Origin of the sequence: Acinetobacter sp. PK01 (assembly GCF_022819285.1) — a bacterium.
In the GTDB taxonomy this organism is placed as follows: domain Bacteria; phylum Pseudomonadota; class Gammaproteobacteria; order Pseudomonadales; family Moraxellaceae; genus Acinetobacter; species Acinetobacter tandoii.
On the sequence record NZ_CP094643.1, the window covers coordinates 1,285,770 to 1,307,654 of the forward strand.

The window sequence follows — 21,885 nt, forward strand, 5'->3', positions numbered from 1 at the left end:
TTAAAAGCTGAGATAAAAATGAAAAAGACATCTTTCTGGATGGGGATCTGCTTGTGCCCAATTTTTGTCAACATGGCACATGCGCAGTTCATTGCAGATAGTCAGGCCGAAATCACCTTGCGAAATTTCTATTTTGATCGGGATTATAAAAAAGATCCTTATCCTTACACTGCTGCTCGAGATTGGGCGCAGGGTCTTATATTTAAAGGACAATCGGGTTATACCGATGGAACCATAGGATTTGGTGTAGATGTCCTTGCAATGGCTGGTTTTAATTTATTGGGAAGTCATGCAGATGATTATGCACGAACAGGCTTATTGGCTCTCAATTCGGACAATTCAAGAGATGATTATTATGGAAAAATTGGCGTAACTGGCAAAGTACGATTGAGTAAAAATGAACTTTTTGTGGGAGATCTGGTTCCGCAACTTCCGACAATTTTTTCTTCACCAGCAAGATTATTCCCGCAAACTTATCGTGGTGTAAGATTCGTTTCTACAGAAATTCCTAAGCTGCAATTGGAAGGGTTTTATGTCGATAAAGTCCGTCAAAGAGATTCTATTCACTACACTGACGTCGGTATTGATAATATCAACCATCGCTTTGATCGGGCTGCAACCACGAATCAGTTCTATACCCTTGGAGGAGTTTACCAACTCAGTGATGCTTATCGTATTCGTATGTATCATGCTGAATTACAGGACATTTATCAGCAACAATTTGTAGGTATTGTAGGTAAGTATCCTATTTCAGATCAGTACAATTTTTTAACCGATGTTCGCTTCTTTAACAGTAATGATACGGGAAGCGAGAAAATAGGCACTGTAGATAATCGTCACTTAGGCGGATTGTTTGGCTTAAATACACAGGGGCATACACTATCGATTGGCTATATGCAGTCTTTTGGTGATACAGGTCTGCCATTTTTATCGGGTGCGGAAAGTCCAGTTGTGCTTGATTTTATGAGTTCGGACTACTCCAATAAAGATGAAAAAGTGGTTTCTTTGCGTTATGACTATGATTTTAAAAATGTTCGTCTGGGTGAAACTTCACTTAATGGTCTGCGCTTTATGACGCGTTATGCCAAAGGGGATGACATTGATTTATTAACATATGGCGACCGATGTTTTGAAGAAGAATCCTTAGAGTTTGAGCTCGGTTATCGCATACCTGAAGGGAGTTTAAAAGGCTTGGGACTTAGAACGCGTTTTTCTCATTATCGAAATGATATGCCAACCAATATGACCTTCCATTCCACAAATGAAACGCGTATTAATCTGGATTATAGCTTTAAATTTTAATACGATTTTCTTCTAGTCTTTTTAGAAGATAGCTTATTTATATTGAATATGAATAAGCTATCACACATCGATTTGACTCATACAACTAACTAATATAAATCAACAGCTTAGTCAAAAATCAATTTACCAAGAACAAAACTTCATTCAGTTTTTGACATCGTCCTATAAAAGCCCAAGATACCCAAAACAGGACCCAATAAAAGAATCCAGGCAGAATCTAAACCTACCTGATCAAAAGCATAGGTCGTAGATGCAATCGATACGATGGTTATCGCAAAGCCAATAGAATTCTGAATAGAGAGTGCTGCACCCAGTTTTTCTGGTGGGCATGCAACGGAAGCCAATGCAGAAAATTGTGGTGAATCTGCAATTACAGATGCACTCCATACAATTAGAACGATCAGCAAGGACCACGCAGGTAAATAACGCCAAGCAAATGCAAAAATCAGGCAAGATAGGCCAGAGAGAAATAAAGCACCCATTGCAACGCGATCACTACCATATGTCTTTGACCAATATCCACCTAAAAGACAGCCAACAGCACCACATGCCATAATTAAAAATGTAGCCAATGGCACATTCGATAAGCCGAGGGGTTTTAAAATGCCAGAATGAGCAATAAAAAGAGGCAAAATGGTCCAAAAAGCATATAACTCCCACATGTGACCAAAATATCCGAGAGCGGAGGCTTTAAATTTTTTGATTTTAAAGACTTGGAATGCATTTTCAGTCGATATTCTTTTTTTAACGACCTGCGCAGATTGGTCATCACCCAATTTAAAAATAAGCAATGCGGCAACTAAAGCCAAAATAGATGAAAAAGTAATGACATAATGCCAATTTAAATTGGCCGATAAGCCATTCAGAGCATGCGGCAATGCTGTACCTAATGTAAGCATGGCAACCAAAAGTGCTAAAATAGCTCCCGCTCGATGAGGTGCCCATTGCACAATCAATTTCATCCCAATGGGGTAAATGCCAGCCAAACACAGACCCACGCAAAAGCGATAGATCATGCCATCGATTAAACCCTGCGCTAGCCATGCAAAACATAAATTAAAAAATGCACCCAACAGTGCTGCACCAGTAAAAATAACACTTGCTTTAAAACGATCTGCAAAACCCGTAAAGGCAATCAAAAAGGTTCCAAGGATAAAACCTGCTTGTACAGCATTGGTCAACCAACCAATATCCGCAACAGTAATGTGCCATTCTTGAATTAAATTGGCTGCTGCACTATTTGCACTAAACCATAATGATGTGCCAAAAAGCTGGGCAAAAGTGATAATCAGAATCGCATGTGAAGAAAAGAGATGATGGGTTTTACCGTGCGTCTTCAAATCCATACTCGCTATCCTTAGCTTGAGTGCATCAATAAAGTTTTTTAGAGCAATACTATTTATTCTTATGTAAATAAAAATTTCAATGCCTTATTCATTTTATAGCTATTTTATTATTTTAAAATTTAGTTTTCTTCATAAAGCATATCAGTGCAATCAACCAATCTAAAGACTCACACAGCAAAATTTAAGCATTTGAAATATATAAGATTAAGTCAAAAATACTAGAAGTTGGAAGAAGCTGCACTGTAGTGCAGTACAGTTTCTTCTGAATAATTTAACCTGCACAACCACAATCGATACTCGTTCCAGCATGTGCATTATCACCCATTGTTTGGTAGCCATCTCGTTTCCACCAATCTAGGCCGCCAATTAATTCTTTAACCTGAAAGCCTAGAGTCGACATTTTGAGCGCCGTTTTGGTCGAGGCATTACAGCCTATACCATCACAATAAGTGACATACAACACAGTTTGATCCAAATGAGCTAATGTCTCCTGCGTAATACTTCGATGCGGAATATTAATTGCATTTGGAATGTGCTCATGTTGATAGGCTATAGCACTGCGGCCATCAACGACAATAATCTTGTGTCCTTGATTTAAGGCTTCAAACAAATCCCATGAGTCCATTTCATAATTTAACTTGGCTTGATAAAACTCTAATTGTGATACTGTCATACTTATATTTCCTTGTAACTCATAAGATTATTTCGCTTACATCCTAACATTACTTTTCATTTTCTAAAGTATTTTAAATACCGTATTCTTCATTCACCCCAAAAGGTTGTTTTAATGCTAAGAAAACTTCAATTAAGAGCACTATTTGATTGTTTAAAATACTTAATAAACAACTGATCAAAGTAGAGAAATTTTAGTTTATAAAAAACAAATAAAACCTAAATTTTATCTATATTTAGTGTTTTTCTGCATTTTGATCACTAGAATATCCAAATTAAGTTTTATTAAGATTAGGTTTTAAAAGTCGAGAGCAAGATACTTGTTTCACTATTATAAATACCAGAAATGCATCGAATTCTTTCTAAGACTTTATCAAAGCTCTCTAGCGAATCTGCTTGAATTTCAACCAAAATATCCCATTTCCCATTGGTTTTATGCAAGCGCTCAACGGCTGAATCTAAACGTAATTCACTAATGACCGATCTGGCTTTAGTACCTTCCACCATGATACTCATCCAAGCACGAATAATATTTTTATCTACATCTGGGCGGTATCGAACAGTATATCCTGTAATGATGCCAGAGGACTCCATATAGTCAATTCTACTCTTGATAGTTGGACGAGATACCCCAGTTTTTTCTGCCAAATCTGTAACAGACATTCGAGCATTTTCTTTTAGCAAACCGAGAATGATTTGATCTATTTCGCTCATTTTGCTTCCTGCAATTGTCAATTTGGAAAAAAATAATTCATTTTAGAAAAAACTACAAATTTTTTAAGTCATTTTGATCCTTAATAATAGAAAAATGCGCTAAGCCTGCTGATGATTCGGTTTTATATCAAACTTAAATTCAGTTAGAGATCTAAAGTCTCGCTAAAGGGTTTTAAGCGCAGATGGAAGCTTAGGTCGTTAAGGGAAAATAGATGACTAACAAAGAAAATCATACTGGCAACGCGATTGTAGGTTCTTCTCCTCAATCCAAAATTTCACACGGTCTCAAGCCGTCTTCATTATTTTCTGTTTCCTATAACGGCTATTGCTACACGGAATTAGGGCACATCACACAGCCGCATGAATGAATATCCAGACCTATTTCTAAGCCACTAAAGATAAAGCGAATTTAAAACCTATAGGAGAAAATAGCAAAATGAATAACTTAGCAGTGACACGTCAAAACTTTAATGATTGGATGGTTCCAGTTTTTGCCCCAGCAAATTTTATCTTAGTTCGTGGTCAAGGCTCTCATGTTTGGGATCAAAACGACAAGCAATATATTGATTTTGCAGGCGGTATTGCAGTAAATGCATTAGGTCATGCACATCCAGTTGCAGTTCAGGCCTTAACGGAACAGGCGACTCAACTTTGGCACATTGGCAATGGTTATACCAATGAGCCTGTTCTTCGTTTAGCAAAGCAGCTCGTTGAGAACACGTTTGCAGACAAAGTTTTTTTCTGTAATTCAGGCGCAGAAGCAAATGAAGCTGCTTTAAAACTTGCACGAAAAGTTGGTTTGCTCAGTGGTCACGCAAATAAAAATCAAATTGTTGCGTTTAAGAATGCATTTCACGGCCGTACTTTATTCACTGTGACTGCTGGTGGTCAGCCAAAGTATTCTCAAGATTTCGCACCGCTACCAGAAGGTATTCAACATACTGCATTTAATGATTTAGAGCAGGCAAAAGCCGTGATCAATGAAAATACTTGTGCCGTTATTGTTGAGCCTATTCAAGGTGAAGGCGGCGTACTTCCTGCTGATCTTGAGTTTTTAAAAGGCTTGCGCCAACTCTGTGATGAACATGGTGCAGTGCTTATTTTTGATGAAGTCCAAACAGGTGTTGGGCGTACTGGCTCACTCTATGCTTATATGAATACAGGTGTTACTCCTGACATTCTAACCACTGCTAAAGCTTTAGGGGGGGGCTTCCCAATCGGCGCGATGATTACCACAAATCAATACGCCAATATGTATGCAGTGGGTGATCATGGCACAACTTATGGCGGCAACCCATTGGCTTGTGCAGTGGCAAATGCGGTATTCGAATTTATCAATACACCAGAAGTTTTAGAGGGTGTTCAACAACGATTTGATTATTTTGTCACTGGTCTAAATAAGATTAATGCCAAATTTAATGTATTTGAGCAAATCCGTGGTCAAGGCTTACTGATCGGCTGTGTGCTTAAAGCTGAGCATGCAGGTCAAGCCAAAAATATTGTCAATTTAGCAGGTGAGCAAGGCTTACTGGCACTGGTTGCAGGTCCAAATGTTGTTCGTTTTACACCTTCACTGATTATTCCATTTGAAGATATCGATGAAGGGTTAAGCCGTTTTGAGCAAGCTCTTGAAAAATTTTCGCACGAATTGAAGGAGTGTGCATAAATGATGATTATTCGTTATATCCGAGAAGATGATATCAATGACATCTATCAACTTGCTGAAAAAGCAGGTTATGGGCTTACTTCATTACAGCCTAACTTGGAAATTTTGGCGGCAAAACTGAAACGCGCTTGCGACACCGTGCGTGGCAAACTGAGCAAAGCAGATCAAGGCTATTTCTTTGTTTTAGAAGATACCCGCATTAACAAGGTAGTTGGGCTCTGTGGGATTGAAGTTGCGCTGGGCTTAAGTGAACCTTGGTACAACTTCCATGTGGGCACTCAAGTACATTCTTCAAAAACACTCAATGTGTATAAGTCACATCAAACTTTGTTTTTAAGCAATGACCATACTACCTGTAGTGAATTATGTACGTTGTTCCTCGATCCGGATTATCGTAAAGAAATGAATGGAAAATTTCTTTCGAAAATCCGTTTCTTGTTTATTGCCGCCTTCAGAAATATTTTTGAAAAACGCATCGTTGCTGAAATGCGCGGCTATTCGGACGAAGTCGGGAATTCTCCGTTCTGGGATGCAGTCGGACATAAGTTTTTCGATATGGAATTTAGAAAGGCAGATTATCTTAGCGGTACAGGGCAGAAGTCTTTTATTGCAGAACTGATGCCACGCTATCCTTTATATGTCGATATGTTACCTGCGGCAGCCCAAGAAGTGATTGGTAAAGTCCATCCAAATACTTTACCTGCATACAAATTACTGTTGGGTGAAGGTTTACGTTTCCAAGGTTATGTCGATATTTTCGATGGTGGTGCGACTTTAGAAGCCGATGTAGAGAACTTACGTTCAATTAAAGAAAGTACTGTTCTTCCTGTTGAAATTGTTGACACAGCAACTTTGGATGAAGCTGAACCCTACTTAATTTCAAATGATCATTACCAAGACTACCGTGGCATTTTAGTTCAGCATGATCCTGAACATAAAACTATACAGCTAACACAAACGCAGGCTGAGCAACTCAAAGTAACTCAGGGTGATGTGGTTCGTGTGTTGTCCTTAAATCCGAAGGAACATAAAGCATGATTCAGGGCAAATAATTTATACAAGGGCAGTGGCTGAATGGGCTTAGTGCTGAATGGATTAAGACAGATCCAGTCTGCAATAGTGCTTTCTATTGATTATTGTGCGTGGCCTATAGCTTCATTAGAAAGTGACTAAGTTATTTTAGCCGATAAGCTTTCACCTGATATTTTTTTATCAATATCAGGTTTTTTAAATACTCAGAAAATCCGCAATTGAATTGATGGTTTTTTATTTTAAACCATCAATTTTTAAAATAATGCACACTAGACTAATGGATAATTGCAACCATTTGCTCGTATATTTTTTAACTAAACGTATATTTTAAAGCAAACAAATGGTTTTAAATTAAACAAAAACAAAGTGTAATTAAACAAAAAAGTCTAAAGCGTGCTGTATGATCCAGCAGAAATTTTATTGGGTTAAATATAGTACTGAACCAAATTCAAACTGATTATTGGTTAAATATTTATTTTCAGTTTTTGGGGTGATTATTGATTTTTAAATAAGCTTTATTTAAGTCATCCATTTAATTAGAAGCTGCAAAGCAAGACTTAAGAAATCAGAATAAATGGATTTTATTCCTAATTATTTTGATTAATTGAATAGTGGATTTAAATAAATAAGTTTATTCATTATGTGGGCTAAGTCGTTATTAAAGGATTTGTAACGGTTGTTATAAATTGGAGTAAATATTACATGAGTAAGAACAAGGGAAAGCAATTTCTAGAAGGAGACCTTCTTGGTAGTCAACACATGACTGAACAAGATGAAGAAAAATTGCAACGCTCATTGACAAATCGTCATATCCAGATGATTGCGATTGGTGGTGCAATCGGTACAGGATTATTTATGGGTTCTGGTAAAACACTGAGTGTTTCAGGTACTTCAATTATTCTGACATATTTAATTATTGGCTTTTTCTTTTTCTTTGTTATGCGTGCAATGGGAGAGCTATTGCTGGCCAATACTAATTTTAAAACCTTTGCCGATTTTGCGACCGCGTATTTAGGACCATGGGCAGGTTTTTTTCTAGGTTGGTCATATTGGTGTAACTGGATTATTACCGCAATTGCAGATGTTATTGTCATAGGTGGATATATGCAATTTTGGTATCCAGATATGCCTGTATGGATACCCGCTTTTGCTTCACTTGCCATTTTGACCATATTAAATTTTGTTGCGGTAAGGATGTTTGGTGAATTAGAGTTTTGGTTCTCTCTGATTAAAATTGTTGCGATTATTTTATTTATTGTTGCGGGGCTTTATTTAATTAGTACGCACTATGTTTCACCAAATGGTGTCACAGCATCTTTCTCACATTTACTAGAAAGTGGTTCGATGTTTCCATATGGCTTAACTGGTTTCTTGGCAGGCTTCCAAATTGCCATTTTTGCCTTTGTTGGTATTGAATTGGTCGGAACCACGGCTGCTGAAACCAAAGACCCGCACAAATCTCTACCTAAAGCGATTAACTCTATTCCGTTAAGAATTTTACTGTTTTATGTAGGTTCATTGGTTTGTATTATTGCCGTGACATCTTGGGCACAAGTTTCACCAGAAAAAAGCCCATACGTTGAAATGTTTACCCATGTCGGTTTACCTATTGCCGCGGGCCTAATTAACTTTGTTGTTGCAACATCGGCTCTTTCTTCTGCCAACAGTGGTATTTTTGCGACCAGTCGCATGTTATATGGTTTATCTTTAGAAAATGATGCGCCTAAAAGCTTTAGCAAATTGTCAAAACGTAAAGTTCCGATTCGTGGCTTAGTTTTCTCTATGCTATGCGTAACGCTTGGAACATCAATTCTATTTATTGTGCCAAATGTTATGACTGCATTTACGATTATTTCTGCATTGACTTCAATTTTATGTATTTTTACATTTATGTTGATTGTACTTTCTTATATTGCATATCGTAAAAAAGATCCCGAATTACATCTTAAATCAAACTATAAAATGCCAGGTGGTCTATTCATGGCATGGTTTACTATGCTGTTCTTGGTATTCACGATTGTCATTTTAGCATTTGATCATGATACTTTAATTGCACTTGTACTTTCTCCAATTTGGTTTGTGGGTCTCTTTATCGGTTATCGCTATAAAAAGAAAAAAATATTAAAGCTGAATCTATTGGATCAAAGTAAAGTCGATTACGTTTAAAACATTTCTTTAAAACGATAGGCTTAAACAGCTAGAACCTATGCTTCTAGCTGTTTTTTAAAATGGACAAATTCTGGTTTTTGATAAAGTACTGATTAGAATAAAGTCGTCCAAAAATAAGGATAAAATTCAATAAGATTTGTTTTATTTAAAACCATTCCAGCTCTTTTTTTTTTGAAAAAAAAGGCTTAGAGTATTTCTATAACAATAATCTTCTCACGGATACGGGGAGTCATAAAATGAACAATATTCAGAAAACAATTTGTATTTTATGTTTCATTGGCCCATTTTTTTCTATAGCACAAGCAGAAACCTTGTCTGAACATTCGGACTTGGCGAGTACTACGGCTAGCTCTGGAGAAAATGAAACTAATCCATTAGATCAGTATGCAACAGACCCCTCAACTTTCTCTAATGCTGCATTATCCATCGCATCGTTTTCCGCTTTAACTCAATATGAACGTGCCAGTAATAAAAAAAATGAAAGTATACAAATGCCTCCAGAAATCAAAAACCTAGAAGAAACAAAAGCAAATGCGGCAAAATCTGTCTTTCATCGATACAACTATCTGCTTACTAGTCGCTCAGCAGATTATAGCTCGAAGACCAATTATTGGTGGAATGCCAGTAATTATAGTTGTATTGCTACAGTTACATACAATGGACGAATTAATGCTGTGAATAGGGTAAATTCTTCAGATTGTCAGTGATATTCATAAGGATAAATTCTAAGTCAGAGTGAGATTTTCAGTCTTAATAGAGCAGGGTGAATAAGATTCAAGTTATTTTGCTGAGTGGCGATTGGCAAAATATTACAAACTTAAAAAATAATATAGTTTATAGATACCAAAAATATCGAGGAAATAACAAAAAAACATCACAAAAAAGTTTTTTAGAAAAAAATATATTGATTGAAAGTATGAAAACTAAAAGGCAGATTCAACTATTTTTTGCTGAATCTGCCTTTAATGTTTTAGATCAATAACGTTAATTTAACGCTTAGTAGTTCCAGAACATGTTTTGAATTTCTTTTGCATCATTGGTCTTAGTTAACGCTAAAGCCATTAAAAGACGTGCTTTTTGTGGATTCAAATCATGTGCTGCAATCCAACCATATTTATCATCAGGTTGTTCGGCATTACGAAGAACAAACCCTTGCGCAACACGTGATGAACGTACAATTTGAATACCTTGTTCATCATGTAATTTTCTTACTTCAGGAACTAGGTAATTTGCCATTGAACCATTACCTGTACCTGCATGAATAATCGCTTTCACGCCAGCTTTAGCAAAAGCTTGGTATGCATCAGGCATCATATTGTCAGAACCATACACAATTTGTACGCTTGGTAATGCATCACCCTGAATTTTTTCAATATTAAATTCAGAATTATTGGTATGTTTTTTTACAGAACTTCTGAACCAGTAAGGTTTACCTTCAACCAAAGTTCCTAAAGCTCCCCATTGACTTACAAAGGCATTGGTATGAATGTTGATTCCTTTTGTAACATCACGTGCTGCAAAAATCGAATCATTCATTAGTACCATTACGCCTTTGTTTTTTGCTTCATTAGATGAAGCAAGCGCAACAGCACTATACAGATTTAAAGGACCATCTGCCGATAGAGCAGTAGATGGGCGCATAGAACCTACCAATACGATTGGCTTGTCTGTATGAACAACTAAATTAAGAAAGAATGCCGTTTCTTCCATGGTGTCTGTACCATGAGTAATCACTACGCCATTCACTGAAGGTTTCTTGACTAGATCATTTACTTGACGGGCTAAAGACAACAATTCCTTGTCTGTAATACTTTCAGATGCAACTTGAAGTGCCTGAATACCCGTAACATTAGCCAAGTCATTTACTTGAGGGACTGCTTTAATTAGCGCATCAACAGGTACTTTTGCAGCACTATATGTTGCACTATTCGTTGAACTTGCACCCGCGCCAGCAATAGTACCGCCCGTAGCAACAACAACAACATTGTTTTTTGCATAAAGCGACATAGATGATGCAAGGAGAGTAAGTGCCAAGCCGCATGATTGGAGAGTTTTACTTATCATTAACCAAATCCTAGTTCTGTCAATTCCACTGTAATGTTTGATTTCAACAAACATATTCCATATTTAAGTTTCTTTAATTCAAACAGTCATTGGCATTTTATATAAATACTTAACAATCACTATGCATTTTTTGCATAGATAAATACTTTTTTGCATTGTTAATTTGTATTGATATTGTTTAGTTTCAGCCAAACACCCCTAAGTCAAATGGATATTTGACGTAGTAGGAAGGAAATCAGAACATCTTATAAAACAATAAGATGTTTCTATAGATTTTAGGGTATTAAAAGGAAATTTTATATGAATCAGAAGAAACTATTAAAGTTTATTCTAGTTGCTATGGTCTCTGGAATATTAATTGGTTGGCTTTTTCATAGTAATTTGAGCACTACTCAGACTGAAAACATTGCTTCATATCTTAAGATTCTTACAGATGTATTCTTAAGATTAATTAAAATGATTATCGCTCCATTGGTATTTGCCACGATTGTGTCTGGCCTCATCTCAATGGGTAAATCATCATCTTTAGGTTCAATCACACTTAAAGCAATGAGTTGGTTCATTGGCGCTTCACTTATCTCTCTACTTTTAGGCATGGGCTTAGCCAATTTATTTCAACCTGGCGTGGGTATGAATCTCCCAATTCCAACGGCACCAGTTGATGTAGGCGTAAGTGCAACAAATCTAAGCTTACAAACATTCATTACACATATTTTCCCGAAAAGTTTTGCTGAAGCCATGGCGAATAACGAAATTCTACAAATTTTGGTGTTCTCTATTTTCTTCGGTTCAGCACTTGCGTATGTACATCATCAGCAAGATGAAGGTACAGTGATTGCAAAAATTATTGATGAATTATGCCGTGTCATGTTCCGTATTACAGACTATGTCATGACGTTTTCACCAATCGCTGTATTCGCGGCAATTGCATCCGCAATTACCTTAAAAGGTCCAAAAATTATTCTCGACTATAGTGTTTTTATTGGCGAGTTTTATGCAAGTTTACTCATTCTTTGGGCAATCATCATTACTGTAGGCTACATTTTTCTCAAAAAGGACGTTTTTCGTTTACTCAAAACAGTTCGAGAACCAGCCGTTTTAGGTTTTGCCACTGCAAGTAGTGAATCGGCTTATCCAAAGCTTATGATTGCCTTAGAAAAATTTGGTGTACCTAAACGTATTACCAGTTTTGTACTACCATTAGGTTATTCATTTAATTTAGATGGATCAATGATTTATATGTCTTTTGCAGTGTTATTCATTGCACAAGCTTATAACATTGAATTAAGCCTATCCCAGCAAATTTTAATGCTTTTAACCTTGATGATCACCAGTAAAGGGATTGCAGGTGTATCTCGTGCATCATTAGTGGTTATTGCTGCGACATTAGCGATGTTTAAACTACCAGAAGCAGGTATTTTACTGATTCTTGCAGTTGATCATTTCCTAGATATGGGGCGTACCGCAACCAATATTATTGGTAACAGTGTTGCGACGGCTGTAATTGCAAAAACTGAAGGCAATAAAGTTGAAGAGCACGAGAGCATTTTGGCGCAACCGCTCATTCCAAATGATCAAAATGCATCCTAAGCAATCAAAATGATTTTATTAATGATTGTATTGTTGAAAAAACATCGCCTAGGCGATGTTTTTCTTTTTATTATCATAGATTTCTAATAAGGTTAAAAGGTGAGTGCTAAACGTTTTCACTTTTTTTTATTATAGAAAAAGATAAGTAGCACAAGAATGATCGCCATGATGAATGTAATAATAATTGTTTCCATAGCTGGACCTATTTGTCATAGATTTACTCTAATTTTAACATAGACTTAAAAACTAAGACTGCTTTTTCTTTGAGATTGAAGTTCTAAGTTAAACCACTCTTTATTTTCATTGCACACTCAATATCGTCACCAGATTGCTGGCTGTATAGGGTTCATTCCAATAAACAATGAGGGCATTAGATAGATTTTTTATTCAATAAATCTTGTAGGGAAATGAATATTTTTCCTTTACATGCTTCGTTGGGACAAATTATCCCTGAACTGTATGAATTATTTGGCATATTTCATCCTTAAGAAACTTAATATCAAATATAATATAAATTGTTGATTTAGAAAAAGATGAGGTTTTTTTTTGATTGACCACATAACGCCGAATCTTCTATTCCATAATATTCAGTTCTTCTGTGTAATGGATGATGATCTTCTCAAATTTGTATCAATCTAAGTGAAATGTATAGAACAAATTTATGTTATTTAAGCTTTTTCTGCGTAACTACAAAGTATAAATAGCTTAATTCCATCTGTGCACTCACTGTTAAGATGGCCGAGGTTTCTCCGTATCGAATTTAATCATCATCTATTCAAGAGCATGCAGTTCTAGTAAAGGACTTAAACAAGATTCACATTCAAAATAGGCTTCTTTTATGTACGTAAAGTTGTTAAATTGATATAGTGGTTTTTTATCACTAAATGTAACAAAAATGATAAACACATCAATAAAATTAAGAGTGAATCACTACACGTGTTGAAGAAAAAACTCAGGATGTTATTCAAAATAACTTCTTAAAATTGATTCCGTGACTTAGGATATTCCTTATGTCAAATTTTATCATTATTGCTAAGCAATCGGGCAGAGACGTGTATTATGGCACTCGCGAATGTAAGCAAACCATACTGGGTTCGCTTCCAGAGTGGTTGGCTAGCTTAAATGATGGTAATTGTCACTATACGGAAAAAAGGGCAAAGGAATTGGTGCTACTTTTAAAATCTCATTATCGAGACTCTGATCAAATCACGGATATTTCTGTTCGGGAAATATAACGCATTTTATAAATGATTTTCTGAAAGGCAACAACAAGCTAAAGCTATTATTTTTAATGATATATACGTGCTGTCTGTTATATTGATTTCGACGCGAACTGTACCTATTGTTAAATTTTATGGGCAGTAAAATAATAACTAAGTTAGGACAGCAAGGTATTCACTATGAATTTTTTACTTAAAAAAAATAAAGCTTGGTTTGTATTCTTTATCATTACCTTATATTCGTTTCTCGGGTTCTTTATCGGTTTTATTATTTGGGAATATTTTTTAACCTGAGATGTCCTTGTATTTGAAGATCAAGTTTAATACTCGGTAGCTGAATAGGTTTCAAATCTAAAGTGCACCTAGGTAAAAAGTCGCAAAACCTGATTATTTTGATCAAGACTGAACTATCGCTCTGAAATCTGAGCAATCAAAAGGTCTATCTTATTGATCATTTCATCGTTCATTTCGAAAGAACAGTTGATACGGATGTGGTTCTGCTTTTTATTTTTCCGATAAAAAAGGATACTTGGGGCGACACCAATATCATTCAGAATCATTTGTTCATAAATGCGACTGCTATCAATATGTTGTGGTAGGGTAATCCAAAGAAAATAACCTGAAGGATAATAACTGACCTGACAATCTTCGGGTAATTTCTTTATTAAATATTGATAATATTGATTTTTTAATCGCTTAAGCGTATTTCTCAAATTCTTTAAATGTTTTTCATAATGGCGATGTGTTAGATAATCTGCCAGTGCATTTTGAATAAAAGAGTTTACCGAGATGGTGCTCATAAGTTGCACATGCTGTATATGTTCAGAGAATTTTCCCGCATAGACCCAACCTACACGAAAGCCTGCACCCAATGTTTTAGAAAAAGAAGAACAATGCAGCACTAAATTTTGTTGATCATAATATTTCATAGAAAGTGGTTTTTTTTGATCATAATAAAGTTCTTCGTAAACATCATCTTCGATTAAATAAATTTCATGTTCATGTAAGAGCTTTGCCAATTCAAATTTGATGTCTTCATTTACCGTAAATCCAATTGGATTGTGGCTATTCAGCATAAGCAAACAAACTTTAATAGGGTAGCTTGTAATGGCCTTTTTGAAAGCTTCTAAATCTAGGCCATGTTCGGGATGCTCTGGAAAGGTAATAACTTTTAAACCCAAATTTTCAGCAGCTTGCCATGCACCATAGAAAATAGTTTCTTGTAGAAGAATATAATCGCCTGCTTGAGTCATGGCTTTGAGGGAAAGATTTAAAGCATCTAAGCCACCAGAAGTAATGACAATGTCTGAAGGATCTGTAGGAATACCTTGCATACAATAGCGTTGAGCTATCTGTTTTCTTAATTCATAATTACCAGGTGGTAAACTCGGCGTTTGCTCATAGCTAATACGGTGTTTTGCCTGTTGTGCTAAGGTTTGCATCAGCTTAGGAGAATAAAGCAACTGGCTATTTGGAAATGCACTTCCCAAAGGTACAATTTTTTCAGATTGAATTGATTTTAAATATCTAAAAACTAAAGAGTTGATTTCTATTTTTTCATTCAGTACAACCTTTTTGGCCAAAGCAGTCTGTAATGGATTGTCAGCAACGAAATAACCTAATTTTTCTTTTGAGTAGATGAGTCCTTGTGCTTCAAGTTCTTGATACGCGTTCATAACGGTAATCAGACTAAATCCTGATGTTTCCGCTTGTTGGCGTAATGAAGGAAGTTTTTCGTGTAGCTTCCAAGTTCCTGTTTCAATCAGATGTTTTAGACTTAGTGCAAGTTGTTCTGATTTATACATAAAGAATTATGCTCATCTAAGAAATGGATAGCAGCCTTAATACAGCTATCCACAGTTTAAAGTAGGAGGTTGATTATTAATATGCAAAGCTTAACAAAAGTCTAAAGAATCCAGCAATTAAGCTAAGCGATAAGAAACCCAAAAACCATAATAGAATGAACCAAGCAGTCGGACTCAATCGATTTTGCAATTTTTGCATCGGATTTTGCATCGTCGTTATCTCCATTAATGATAGCCTTCATCACCTATACGTACTTTGTCACGAAATACCCAATAGGACAAAAAGGTGTAAATCAGAATAATTGGAATTAGAATGACGGTACCCACCAACGCAAATTTCATACTGGATTCAGGTGCCGCTGATTGCCAGATAGATACAGAAGGAGGAATAATATTCGGCCATAAACTAATGACAAAGCCTGTAAATGTGAGGAAGACTAAACCGAGTGTAAAAACAAACGGTTGAATGTCTTTTCGTTGAGCACATGCTTTAAAAATCAATCCCGATAAAATCAAAACAAAAACAGGGACTGGACTGAAATAGAAAAGATTCGGCATCGTAACTATAGTAACTATAAATATCATTCTGAGTTTCAATGCCTTGAATATAAGCTCTTAAAATGACACCTTGAAAGAAACTTGAGAAAAAAATAACCACCACTAAAAGCCAAATCCCAGAGGTATTTAGTGCGATGTGCTTTAAAGCGAAACTCAAACACTACACCTCTAATAATCAAAGCTACGACCATCAGAATAATCGGCTGATACAGTGCAGATAATACGGTTGAATAAACTAAAGGGAAGGCAGCAAATAATCCTGCGCCACCTAAAACCATCCAAGTTTCATTACTATCCCATTATTCAAATTGCCCCATATGACCAAATCACAGATTGCACTGAACTTAACAAGCATAAGTTACTATTTAAACGTAAAGATGAAACTTATATAGGAATATGTGAAAAATTTTCAAAACCAAATGCACAATTACTCTGCGCGAATAGAAGTTATAGCTTGGAACAAGCATCCAGACTGATTGAAGATATGTTTTATGCAGAGTATATCTATGAAAAACTATCAGTTTATGCTGAATACATTCAAACGTGGTTACAGAAAGATGCCTCAAATCTCAAGATAATGACTTAATTTAAGCCATATGACAAAAATTTTGACTTAACAACATTAAGATGTGAAAAATTCCTTAAAAAAAGATTACAGTAAAACTTATGCTTCCACATGAATTTCAGCGATAAATCTTTCGTGCATTAATTATAGACCTTATAAATTAAAAAAAATCCTAATCCGACAATTTTGATTAAACTTCACACAACAAGCATAAAGCTATTTTAGTTGCAATTACCAAAAGAAATACTTTGCGCGCAAAGTATTTCTTTTGTAGAATTGTGCCCGAATTATATAAGTACAAATTATTGGAATTTTTAGAAATGAATATATCTCCAGATACTTTATTGAAAGTAAAGAAAAATTTTGGGACACCGACGTATATTTATGATGAAAGCCAGTTGAAAAGCAGCTTTCAAGAACTAAGAAATGCATTACCAGAATGTGTTGATATTTTTTATGCTCTCAAAGTTAATCCTAACTTATCGGTTGTTAAATTAATCAAGTCTTACGGTGGGAACACCGAAGTATGTTCTTTAACTGAACTAGAAATTGCAATAAAAGCGGGTGTGAACCCTCAAAATATAATTTTCTTGGGGCCAATGAAAAAAGAAGAAGAACATAGACGCGCTTTAGAATTAAATATTTTTGCTATTGTTGTTGAATCTGAAGAAGAACTCGAAAAATTATCAGATTTAGCTTCAAAAATGGGGGTTTTAGCGCCAGTAGCAATACGTATTAATCCGAATTTCTCAGCATCTGGTTCTCCATGGAAAATGGGGGGGAGACCAACACATTTTGGTATTGAAGAAGAAACGGCCGTAAAAAAAATGGGGAGTTACGCAAAACTTCCTAACATTCATCTAAAAGGACTCCATGTTTATAATGGAACGAAAATTTTAGATGCACAGTCTATCTACGACAATTCAAAATATGTTTTGGAGCTATTTGAAACTATTTCACGTCTGTATGGATTAGACATGATGATGGTTGATGTTGGTGGTGGTCTAGGTATTAAGTATTATGAAAATGAAAAAGATCTAGACATCAAAGAATTAACAAGATTATTACATCCTTTATTCAATGACTTTCACAAGAAACATCCTAAAACTCGCATCATTATGGAGTCAGGACGTTTCATTGCTGGTAAAAGTGCGGCTCTGTTAGTGACTGTTGATAATATCAAGCAAAACCATGGCAAAAATTTCGCCGTAACCGATGGTGGAACAAACTGCCATTCAGCAGCTGTAGGTTCTGGTCAGGTTTTAAAACGAAATTTTGAGATTATTAAAGTTACTGATCAAAAATCAGATGAAATTGAAACCTACCATGTTTCTGGACCATTATGTAATCCTGACGACTTATTAGCAAAAGATATAAAACTTGAAAAATTAAAATCTGGCGATCTTCTTGCAGTCTTATCATCTGGTGCTTATGGGGCTACGGCTTCCCCAACATTATTTCACGGTCATGGCTATCCAGCAGAAGTTCTGTACTCAAATGGAAATCTAAATTTAGTACGTTATAGAGATACAGTTGAAGATATTATTTCGATGCACACCGATATTTCATTAGAGCAACTGCTAGGACAAAACAAAGTCATTACTGAAGAAAAGCATAATGAAGTCATTACAGATGACACACAGCGTATCGTTGCCACTATTGTTAGTAAAATTCTAAAATTACCTCAAGACAAAACTATTCTTGCGAACTCTCATCTTCGTGATGATTTGGGGATTGATTCACTTTCTTCTGTAGAAGTATTGGTCGCTTTAGAGGATCAAATCGAACATTTCTTTGTTAATCCAGAAACGATAGAACCGAAGCATTTCAATACAATTGAAACACTTGCATCTTATATCGAAGTTGAAAAAAACCGCTTTAATCAAGTTGAGATGAAGGAGCAGTGTCATGCAAATGTGTAATGTTTTACTGCATCACACTTTACCTTATGTCGCACAACAATATGCCGAAAAGGTAGCAGTTGTAGAGAATGGAATCTCCCATTCTTACGGCAAGATTGATGAGTTGTCTTCGCGCTTAAGTGGCTATTTACAAGCTCAGGGTCTTCATCGTGGTGATAGAGTAGTACTTTGTTTAGGAAATAAAGTAGAAACTATTATTGCTTTTTGGGGCGTACTGAAAGCGGGCTATGTTGTATGTAATGTAGGCTTAGACACAACCGCCGATAAATTAAATTATATTATCGATAATTCTCAGGCTTCCATTTTGATCACAAATGATCAAAAGTTTCAAGATGTATCTGTAGCATCTAAAAGTATTCTATTTAAAAGTGTTGTTGTTACCAATTCAGTAGTGAATCCTGATGTAGATTCATGGGAGCTAGCAACTTCTTACAATGAAGTAGAATATCTGAATAATAATATTCTCGACATTGATTTAGCAGCCATTGTTTATACGTCTGGCTCAACTGGAACACCCAAAGGTGTAATGCTGACACATAGAAACATGTGTGCAGCATTAGATTCATTGAATACTTATCTAGGTTATCAAGAATCAGATCATATTCTTTGTTCACTGCCATTATCGTTTGACTATGGTCTTTACCAAATGATTATGTCTATGAGTAAAGGTGCAACGTTATTTCTCGAACAGGAACTTACATGGCCGTTATTTTTAATTAAAAAAATAAAACAGCATAAGATAACGGTCATTCCATTTGTTCCTACGATGCTATCACTTCTCTATGAGTATTCACATCGATCAGGCGTTATCTTTCCTGATGTCCGAATAGTAACAAACACTGGTGCAGCACTGAAATCTCATCACATCCAGCAGATGAAATTACTCTTTCCGAACGCAGAAATATTCTCTATGTATGGGTTAACGGAGTGTAAGCGCTGCACATATCTCCCACCAGACCAAATAGACAAGAAACCTGATAGTGTTGGTATCGCAATTCCCAATACAGAAATGTGGTTAGTGGATTCTCATGGAAACAAAATTAATAAGCCAAACCAAATCGGCGAACTTGTGATACGTGGTGCAACTGTTATGGCAGGGTACTGGCGCGATACTAAAGCGACTCAAGAAAAACTCAAACCAGGACCTTTGCCTAATGAATATGTCTTACATACTGGCGATTTAGGCCTTATTGATGAAGATGGTTACTTGTACTTCCGTGGTCGCACAGATCACGTTATCAAATCTCGTGGTATGAAAGTTAGCCCTGTTGAAATTGAAAATTATTTCTATAGTTTGCCTAACATTGAATCGGCTGCTGTCGTTGGCATTGAAGATGAGAACTTAGGTGGCACCTTACATGCTTTTATTCAAATAGCTGATAATGAAAATATTAACGAGCTTGAGCTATTAGGAAAATGCAGAAATGATTTGGAACCTCATCAAGTTCCCAATACGATCAGATTCTTGAATTCGTTTCCCCGCACTCCAAACGGTAAATTTGATTTAATCCACTTAAAACAAATTATTGAGAGCGAATTAGCTGCCGAAACAACCTCAAGATCAGATGTCGCTGTTTAAAAGTTATTTAATTCGTCGAGACTTAATTTAAACAGAAAACGATATGAATATGATGAGCTTAACTTTTAAAGTTTTACCTGCTATAGAGCGTGAATTCACGATGAATGTGAATGGCTTGGACTTAGCAGTGAAAACTTGGGGGGATGAAAAAAATCCCCCAATTCTAGCAATACATGGGTGGTTGGACAATTGTGCATCATTCTCACGAATAGCTCCCTACTTAGATCACTACTATGTTGTGGCTCCTGACCTAGCTGGACACGGCAAATCAGATCATAGAAAGTCAAATCACGCATATTACTTATGGGATTATGCAATTGATTTATCTATCTTTGTCAGAAAAATGGGGTGGAACAGTTATTCTATTTTGGCTCATTCAATGGGTACGGGTGTTGCATCAATTTTAAATACCATTAGTAAAGGAATAAAACGCATAGTTTTCATTGATGGTATGGGAGCTCCTTTTACCGTCTCGGCTGAAGATGTCGTACGGCATTTGAAAACATCACTTCGACTCTCTGAAATGGCACATTTGACCAAACTCAACGGTTTTTCAGAAAAGAACCAACCTCTGTTTTCAAGTATGGAAGTTGCAGTGAAAACCCGCCAGAAAGTAGTTGGTGGATTTATCTCTTTAGACAGTGCCAGACGTCTTGCAGAACGTGATCTTCGAGCAGTCGAATCAGGCTATCGGTGGCGCCATGATCCTCGACTTACTATACCTGAACCAATTCAGTTAACTGATGAACAAGCTGGTCGCTTTCTAAACCAAATTGATTGTCCTTTGACTATTCTGCTTGGAACAAGCGGTTTATTTGTTGGTGATAAATTTCATTCAAAATCAAAATATTTAGGAAAAAATGCAAAAGTAAGCTGGTACGAAGGTGGTCATCACTTACATTTAGAAAACTTAAGTCACGAGATGATTTTGGATATCAAATCCTCTTTTGCAAATCATTGATAATAATTTTTATAGTTAGGCTCTTTATATGAATGACATTTGGATTGCTCCCTCAATTCTAGCAGCAAATTTCGCCCGTTTAGGTGAAGAAGTGAAGTCGGTATTAGATTCTGGTGCAGATATGATTCACCTTGATATTATGGACAATCACTATGTTCCCAACTTAACCATGGGGGCCCAAGTTTGTTCTGCACTTAGATCTGAAGGAATTCAAGCACCGATCGATGTGCATTTAATGGCTTCACCCGTGGATTCCTTGATCGTTGATTTTGCAAAAGCTGGTGCAAACTATATCTCTATTCACCCTGATGCCACTGTTCATTTAGATCGTTCAATTCAGCTCATTAAAGACTTAGGATGCAAAGCTGGTTTGGTGTTCAACCCAGCTACTTCGCTTGATTCATGCAAGTACCTTATGGATAAAATCGATTTAATGCTCCTTATGTCGGTAAATCCAGGATTTGGCGGACAAAAATTTATACCTGGTGTTCTTCCAAAAATTGCTGAGGCACGAAAGTTAATCGATTCAAGTGGTCGAAATATTCGTCTTGAAGTGGACGGTGGCGTGAATGCGGGCAATATCGCTGAAATTGCTAAATGGGGCGCAGATACATTCGTAGCTGGAACGGCGATTTTCAATACTTCTAATTATCAAGAAGCTATTTCAGAAATGAAAAATGCTGCGAATCATAACCGAATTAGCTAAATCCTTATCTATAT

General features: G+C 36.1%; 19 protein-coding genes and 1 pseudogene. 13 read left to right on the top strand and 7 right to left on the bottom strand.

Going from position 1 to position 21,885, the window contains the following annotated elements; translation table 11 throughout:
* The first annotated feature begins 18 nt into the window (after positions 1 to 18).
* Complete coding sequence (locus MP622_RS06130; protein WP_243793031.1) at positions 19 to 1,302, top strand: OprD family outer membrane porin; 1,284 nt, start codon at positions 19 to 21, stop codon at positions 1,300 to 1,302.
* 140 nt (positions 1,303 to 1,442) lie between these two features.
* Here MP622_RS06130 and MP622_RS06135 read toward each other — a convergent pair whose 3' ends face one another.
* The 3 genes from MP622_RS06135 to MP622_RS06145 all read right to left on the bottom strand — a co-directional run bounded on the left by MP622_RS06135 (position 1,443) and on the right by MP622_RS06145 (position 4,034).
* Entirely contained in the window at positions 1,443 to 2,648 is a 1,206-nt protein-coding gene (locus tag MP622_RS06135) for an MFS transporter (RefSeq protein ID WP_044740708.1), read from the bottom strand.
* Positions 2,649 to 2,919: 271 nt separating this feature from the next.
* Positions 2,920 to 3,321: a rhodanese-like domain-containing protein gene (locus MP622_RS06140; RefSeq protein ID WP_104442119.1), complete on the bottom strand. Its 402-nt coding sequence runs from the start codon at positions 3,319 to 3,321 to the stop codon at positions 2,920 to 2,922.
* Between the two features lie 290 nt (positions 3,322 to 3,611).
* A complete protein-coding gene (locus MP622_RS06145; protein WP_044740706.1) occupies positions 3,612 to 4,034 on the bottom strand; it encodes an Lrp/AsnC family transcriptional regulator in 423 nt (140 codons plus the stop codon).
* A gap of 436 nt (positions 4,035 to 4,470) precedes the next feature.
* On the opposite strand from MP622_RS06145, the gene MP622_RS06150 reads away from it, so the two are divergent.
* The 5 genes from MP622_RS06150 (at position 4,471) to MP622_RS06170 (ending at position 9,883) form a co-directional block, all read left to right on the top strand.
* Positions 4,471 to 5,700 carry an aspartate aminotransferase family protein gene (locus MP622_RS06150; protein ID WP_044740705.1) on the top strand — a complete coding sequence of 410 codons (1,230 nt, stop codon included), beginning with the start codon at positions 4,471 to 4,473 and terminating at the stop codon, positions 5,698 to 5,700.
* A complete protein-coding gene (astA, locus tag MP622_RS06155) occupies positions 5,701 to 6,738 on the top strand; it encodes an arginine N-succinyltransferase (protein WP_243793032.1) in 1,038 nt (345 codons plus the stop codon).
* A 696-nt stretch (positions 6,739 to 7,434) separates the two neighbouring features.
* A complete protein-coding gene (locus MP622_RS06160; RefSeq protein ID WP_016167981.1) occupies positions 7,435 to 8,898 on the top strand; it encodes an amino acid permease in 1,464 nt (487 codons plus the stop codon).
* A 239-nt stretch (positions 8,899 to 9,137) separates the two neighbouring features.
* Complete coding sequence (locus MP622_RS06165) at positions 9,138 to 9,608, top strand: hypothetical protein (protein WP_243793036.1); 471 nt, start codon at positions 9,138 to 9,140, stop codon at positions 9,606 to 9,608.
* A gap of 56 nt (positions 9,609 to 9,664) precedes the next feature.
* Complete coding sequence (locus MP622_RS06170; protein WP_243793038.1) at positions 9,665 to 9,883, top strand: hypothetical protein; 219 nt, start codon at positions 9,665 to 9,667, stop codon at positions 9,881 to 9,883.
* A 14-nt stretch (positions 9,884 to 9,897) separates the two neighbouring features.
* Here MP622_RS06170 and MP622_RS06175 read toward each other — a convergent pair whose 3' ends face one another.
* Positions 9,898 to 10,965, bottom strand: a complete 1,068-nt coding sequence (locus MP622_RS06175; RefSeq protein ID WP_016167979.1) for an asparaginase — start codon at positions 10,963 to 10,965, stop codon at positions 9,898 to 9,900.
* A 300-nt stretch (positions 10,966 to 11,265) separates the two neighbouring features.
* Here MP622_RS06175 and MP622_RS06180 point away from each other — a divergent pair, with 300 nt between their 5' ends.
* The 3 genes from MP622_RS06180 to MP622_RS06190 all read left to right on the top strand — a co-directional run bounded on the left by MP622_RS06180 (position 11,266) and on the right by MP622_RS06190 (position 14,069).
* Positions 11,266 to 12,555: a dicarboxylate/amino acid:cation symporter gene (locus MP622_RS06180; protein ID WP_243793039.1), complete on the top strand. Its 1,290-nt coding sequence runs from the start codon at positions 11,266 to 11,268 to the stop codon at positions 12,553 to 12,555.
* Between the two features lie 1,010 nt (positions 12,556 to 13,565).
* On the top strand, positions 13,566 to 13,790 hold the full coding sequence (locus tag MP622_RS06185) for a hypothetical protein (RefSeq protein ID WP_151504664.1): 225 nt from the start codon (positions 13,566 to 13,568) through the stop codon (positions 13,788 to 13,790).
* A 165-nt stretch (positions 13,791 to 13,955) separates the two neighbouring features.
* Positions 13,956 to 14,069, top strand: a complete 114-nt coding sequence (locus MP622_RS06190) for a hypothetical protein (RefSeq protein ID WP_016167976.1) — start codon at positions 13,956 to 13,958, stop codon at positions 14,067 to 14,069.
* A 113-nt stretch (positions 14,070 to 14,182) separates the two neighbouring features.
* Here the strand turns inward: MP622_RS06190 and MP622_RS06195 are convergent, their stop codons facing one another.
* From MP622_RS06195 to MP622_RS06205, 3 genes and pseudogenes are all read right to left on the bottom strand, one after another.
* Positions 14,183 to 15,580 carry a PLP-dependent aminotransferase family protein gene (locus tag MP622_RS06195; RefSeq protein WP_243793041.1) on the bottom strand — a complete coding sequence of 466 codons (1,398 nt, stop codon included), beginning with the start codon at positions 15,578 to 15,580 and terminating at the stop codon, positions 14,183 to 14,185.
* Positions 15,581 to 15,656: 76 nt separating this feature from the next.
* Complete coding sequence (locus MP622_RS06200; RefSeq protein ID WP_104442124.1) at positions 15,657 to 15,779, bottom strand: DUF2474 domain-containing protein; 123 nt, start codon at positions 15,777 to 15,779, stop codon at positions 15,657 to 15,659.
* 26 nt (positions 15,780 to 15,805) lie between these two features.
* Positions 15,806 to 16,437: pseudogene (locus tag MP622_RS06205) on the bottom strand (cytochrome d ubiquinol oxidase subunit II); the annotation flags it as partial.
* 586 nt (positions 16,438 to 17,023) lie between these two features.
* Here MP622_RS06205 and lysA point away from each other — a divergent pair.
* The 4 genes from lysA to rpe are packed head-to-tail and all read left to right on the top strand — an operon-like array spanning position 17,024 to position 21,871.
* Positions 17,024 to 18,625 carry a diaminopimelate decarboxylase gene (gene lysA / locus MP622_RS06210; protein WP_243793043.1) on the top strand — a complete coding sequence of 534 codons (1,602 nt, stop codon included), beginning with the start codon at positions 17,024 to 17,026 and terminating at the stop codon, positions 18,623 to 18,625.
* The gene (locus MP622_RS06215) at positions 18,612 to 20,204 is read left to right on the top strand and encodes a class I adenylate-forming enzyme family protein (protein WP_243793044.1); all 1,593 of its coding nucleotides are present in this window, start codon (positions 18,612 to 18,614) and stop codon (positions 20,202 to 20,204) included. Before lysA ends, MP622_RS06215 begins: the two co-directional genes overlap by 14 nt.
* 43 nt (positions 20,205 to 20,247) lie before the next feature.
* Complete coding sequence (locus MP622_RS06220) at positions 20,248 to 21,165, top strand: alpha/beta hydrolase (protein ID WP_243793045.1); 918 nt, start codon at positions 20,248 to 20,250, stop codon at positions 21,163 to 21,165.
* A gap of 28 nt (positions 21,166 to 21,193) precedes the next feature.
* Positions 21,194 to 21,871 (top strand): ribulose-phosphate 3-epimerase, encoded by a 678-nt coding sequence (gene rpe / locus MP622_RS06225; protein ID WP_104442127.1) that lies wholly within the window; start codon positions 21,194 to 21,196, stop codon positions 21,869 to 21,871.
* The last annotated feature ends 14 nt before the right edge of the window (positions 21,872 to 21,885 follow it).

Bases quoted from the DNA above. Each gene is read 5' to 3' on its own strand.
- MP622_RS06140 (WP_104442119.1), bottom strand. From the start codon at position 3,321: ATGACAGTATCACAATTAGAGTTTTATCAAGCCAAGTTAAATTATGAA.
- MP622_RS06195 (WP_243793041.1), bottom strand. From the start codon at position 15,580: ATGTATAAATCAGAACAACTTGCACTAAGTCTAAAACATCTGATTGAA.
- MP622_RS06150 (WP_044740705.1), top strand. From the start codon at position 4,471: ATGAATAACTTAGCAGTGACACGTCAAAACTTTAATGATTGGATGGTT.
- lysA (WP_243793043.1), top strand. From the start codon at position 17,024: ATGAATATATCTCCAGATACTTTATTGAAAGTAAAGAAAAATTTTGGG.
- MP622_RS06185 (WP_151504664.1), top strand. From the start codon at position 13,566: ATGTCAAATTTTATCATTATTGCTAAGCAATCGGGCAGAGACGTGTAT.
- MP622_RS06180 (WP_243793039.1), top strand. From the start codon at position 11,266: ATGAATCAGAAGAAACTATTAAAGTTTATTCTAGTTGCTATGGTCTCT.
- MP622_RS06145 (WP_044740706.1), bottom strand. From the start codon at position 4,034: ATGAGCGAAATAGATCAAATCATTCTCGGTTTGCTAAAAGAAAATGCT.
- MP622_RS06165 (WP_243793036.1), top strand. From the start codon at position 9,138: ATGAACAATATTCAGAAAACAATTTGTATTTTATGTTTCATTGGCCCA.
- MP622_RS06190 (WP_016167976.1), top strand. From the start codon at position 13,956: ATGAATTTTTTACTTAAAAAAAATAAAGCTTGGTTTGTATTCTTTATC.
- MP622_RS06215 (WP_243793044.1), top strand. From the start codon at position 18,612: ATGCAAATGTGTAATGTTTTACTGCATCACACTTTACCTTATGTCGCA.
- MP622_RS06130 (WP_243793031.1), top strand. From the start codon at position 19: ATGAAAAAGACATCTTTCTGGATGGGGATCTGCTTGTGCCCAATTTTT.
- MP622_RS06220 (WP_243793045.1), top strand. From the start codon at position 20,248: ATGAATATGATGAGCTTAACTTTTAAAGTTTTACCTGCTATAGAGCGT.
- MP622_RS06200 (WP_104442124.1), bottom strand. From the start codon at position 15,779: ATGCAAAAATTGCAAAATCGATTGAGTCCGACTGCTTGGTTCATTCTA.
- rpe (WP_104442127.1), top strand. From the start codon at position 21,194: ATGAATGACATTTGGATTGCTCCCTCAATTCTAGCAGCAAATTTCGCC.
- astA (WP_243793032.1), top strand. From the start codon at position 5,701: ATGATGATTATTCGTTATATCCGAGAAGATGATATCAATGACATCTAT.
- MP622_RS06135 (WP_044740708.1), bottom strand. From the start codon at position 2,648: ATGGATTTGAAGACGCACGGTAAAACCCATCATCTCTTTTCTTCACAT.
- MP622_RS06160 (WP_016167981.1), top strand. From the start codon at position 7,435: ATGAGTAAGAACAAGGGAAAGCAATTTCTAGAAGGAGACCTTCTTGGT.
- MP622_RS06175 (WP_016167979.1), bottom strand. From the start codon at position 10,965: ATGATAAGTAAAACTCTCCAATCATGCGGCTTGGCACTTACTCTCCTT.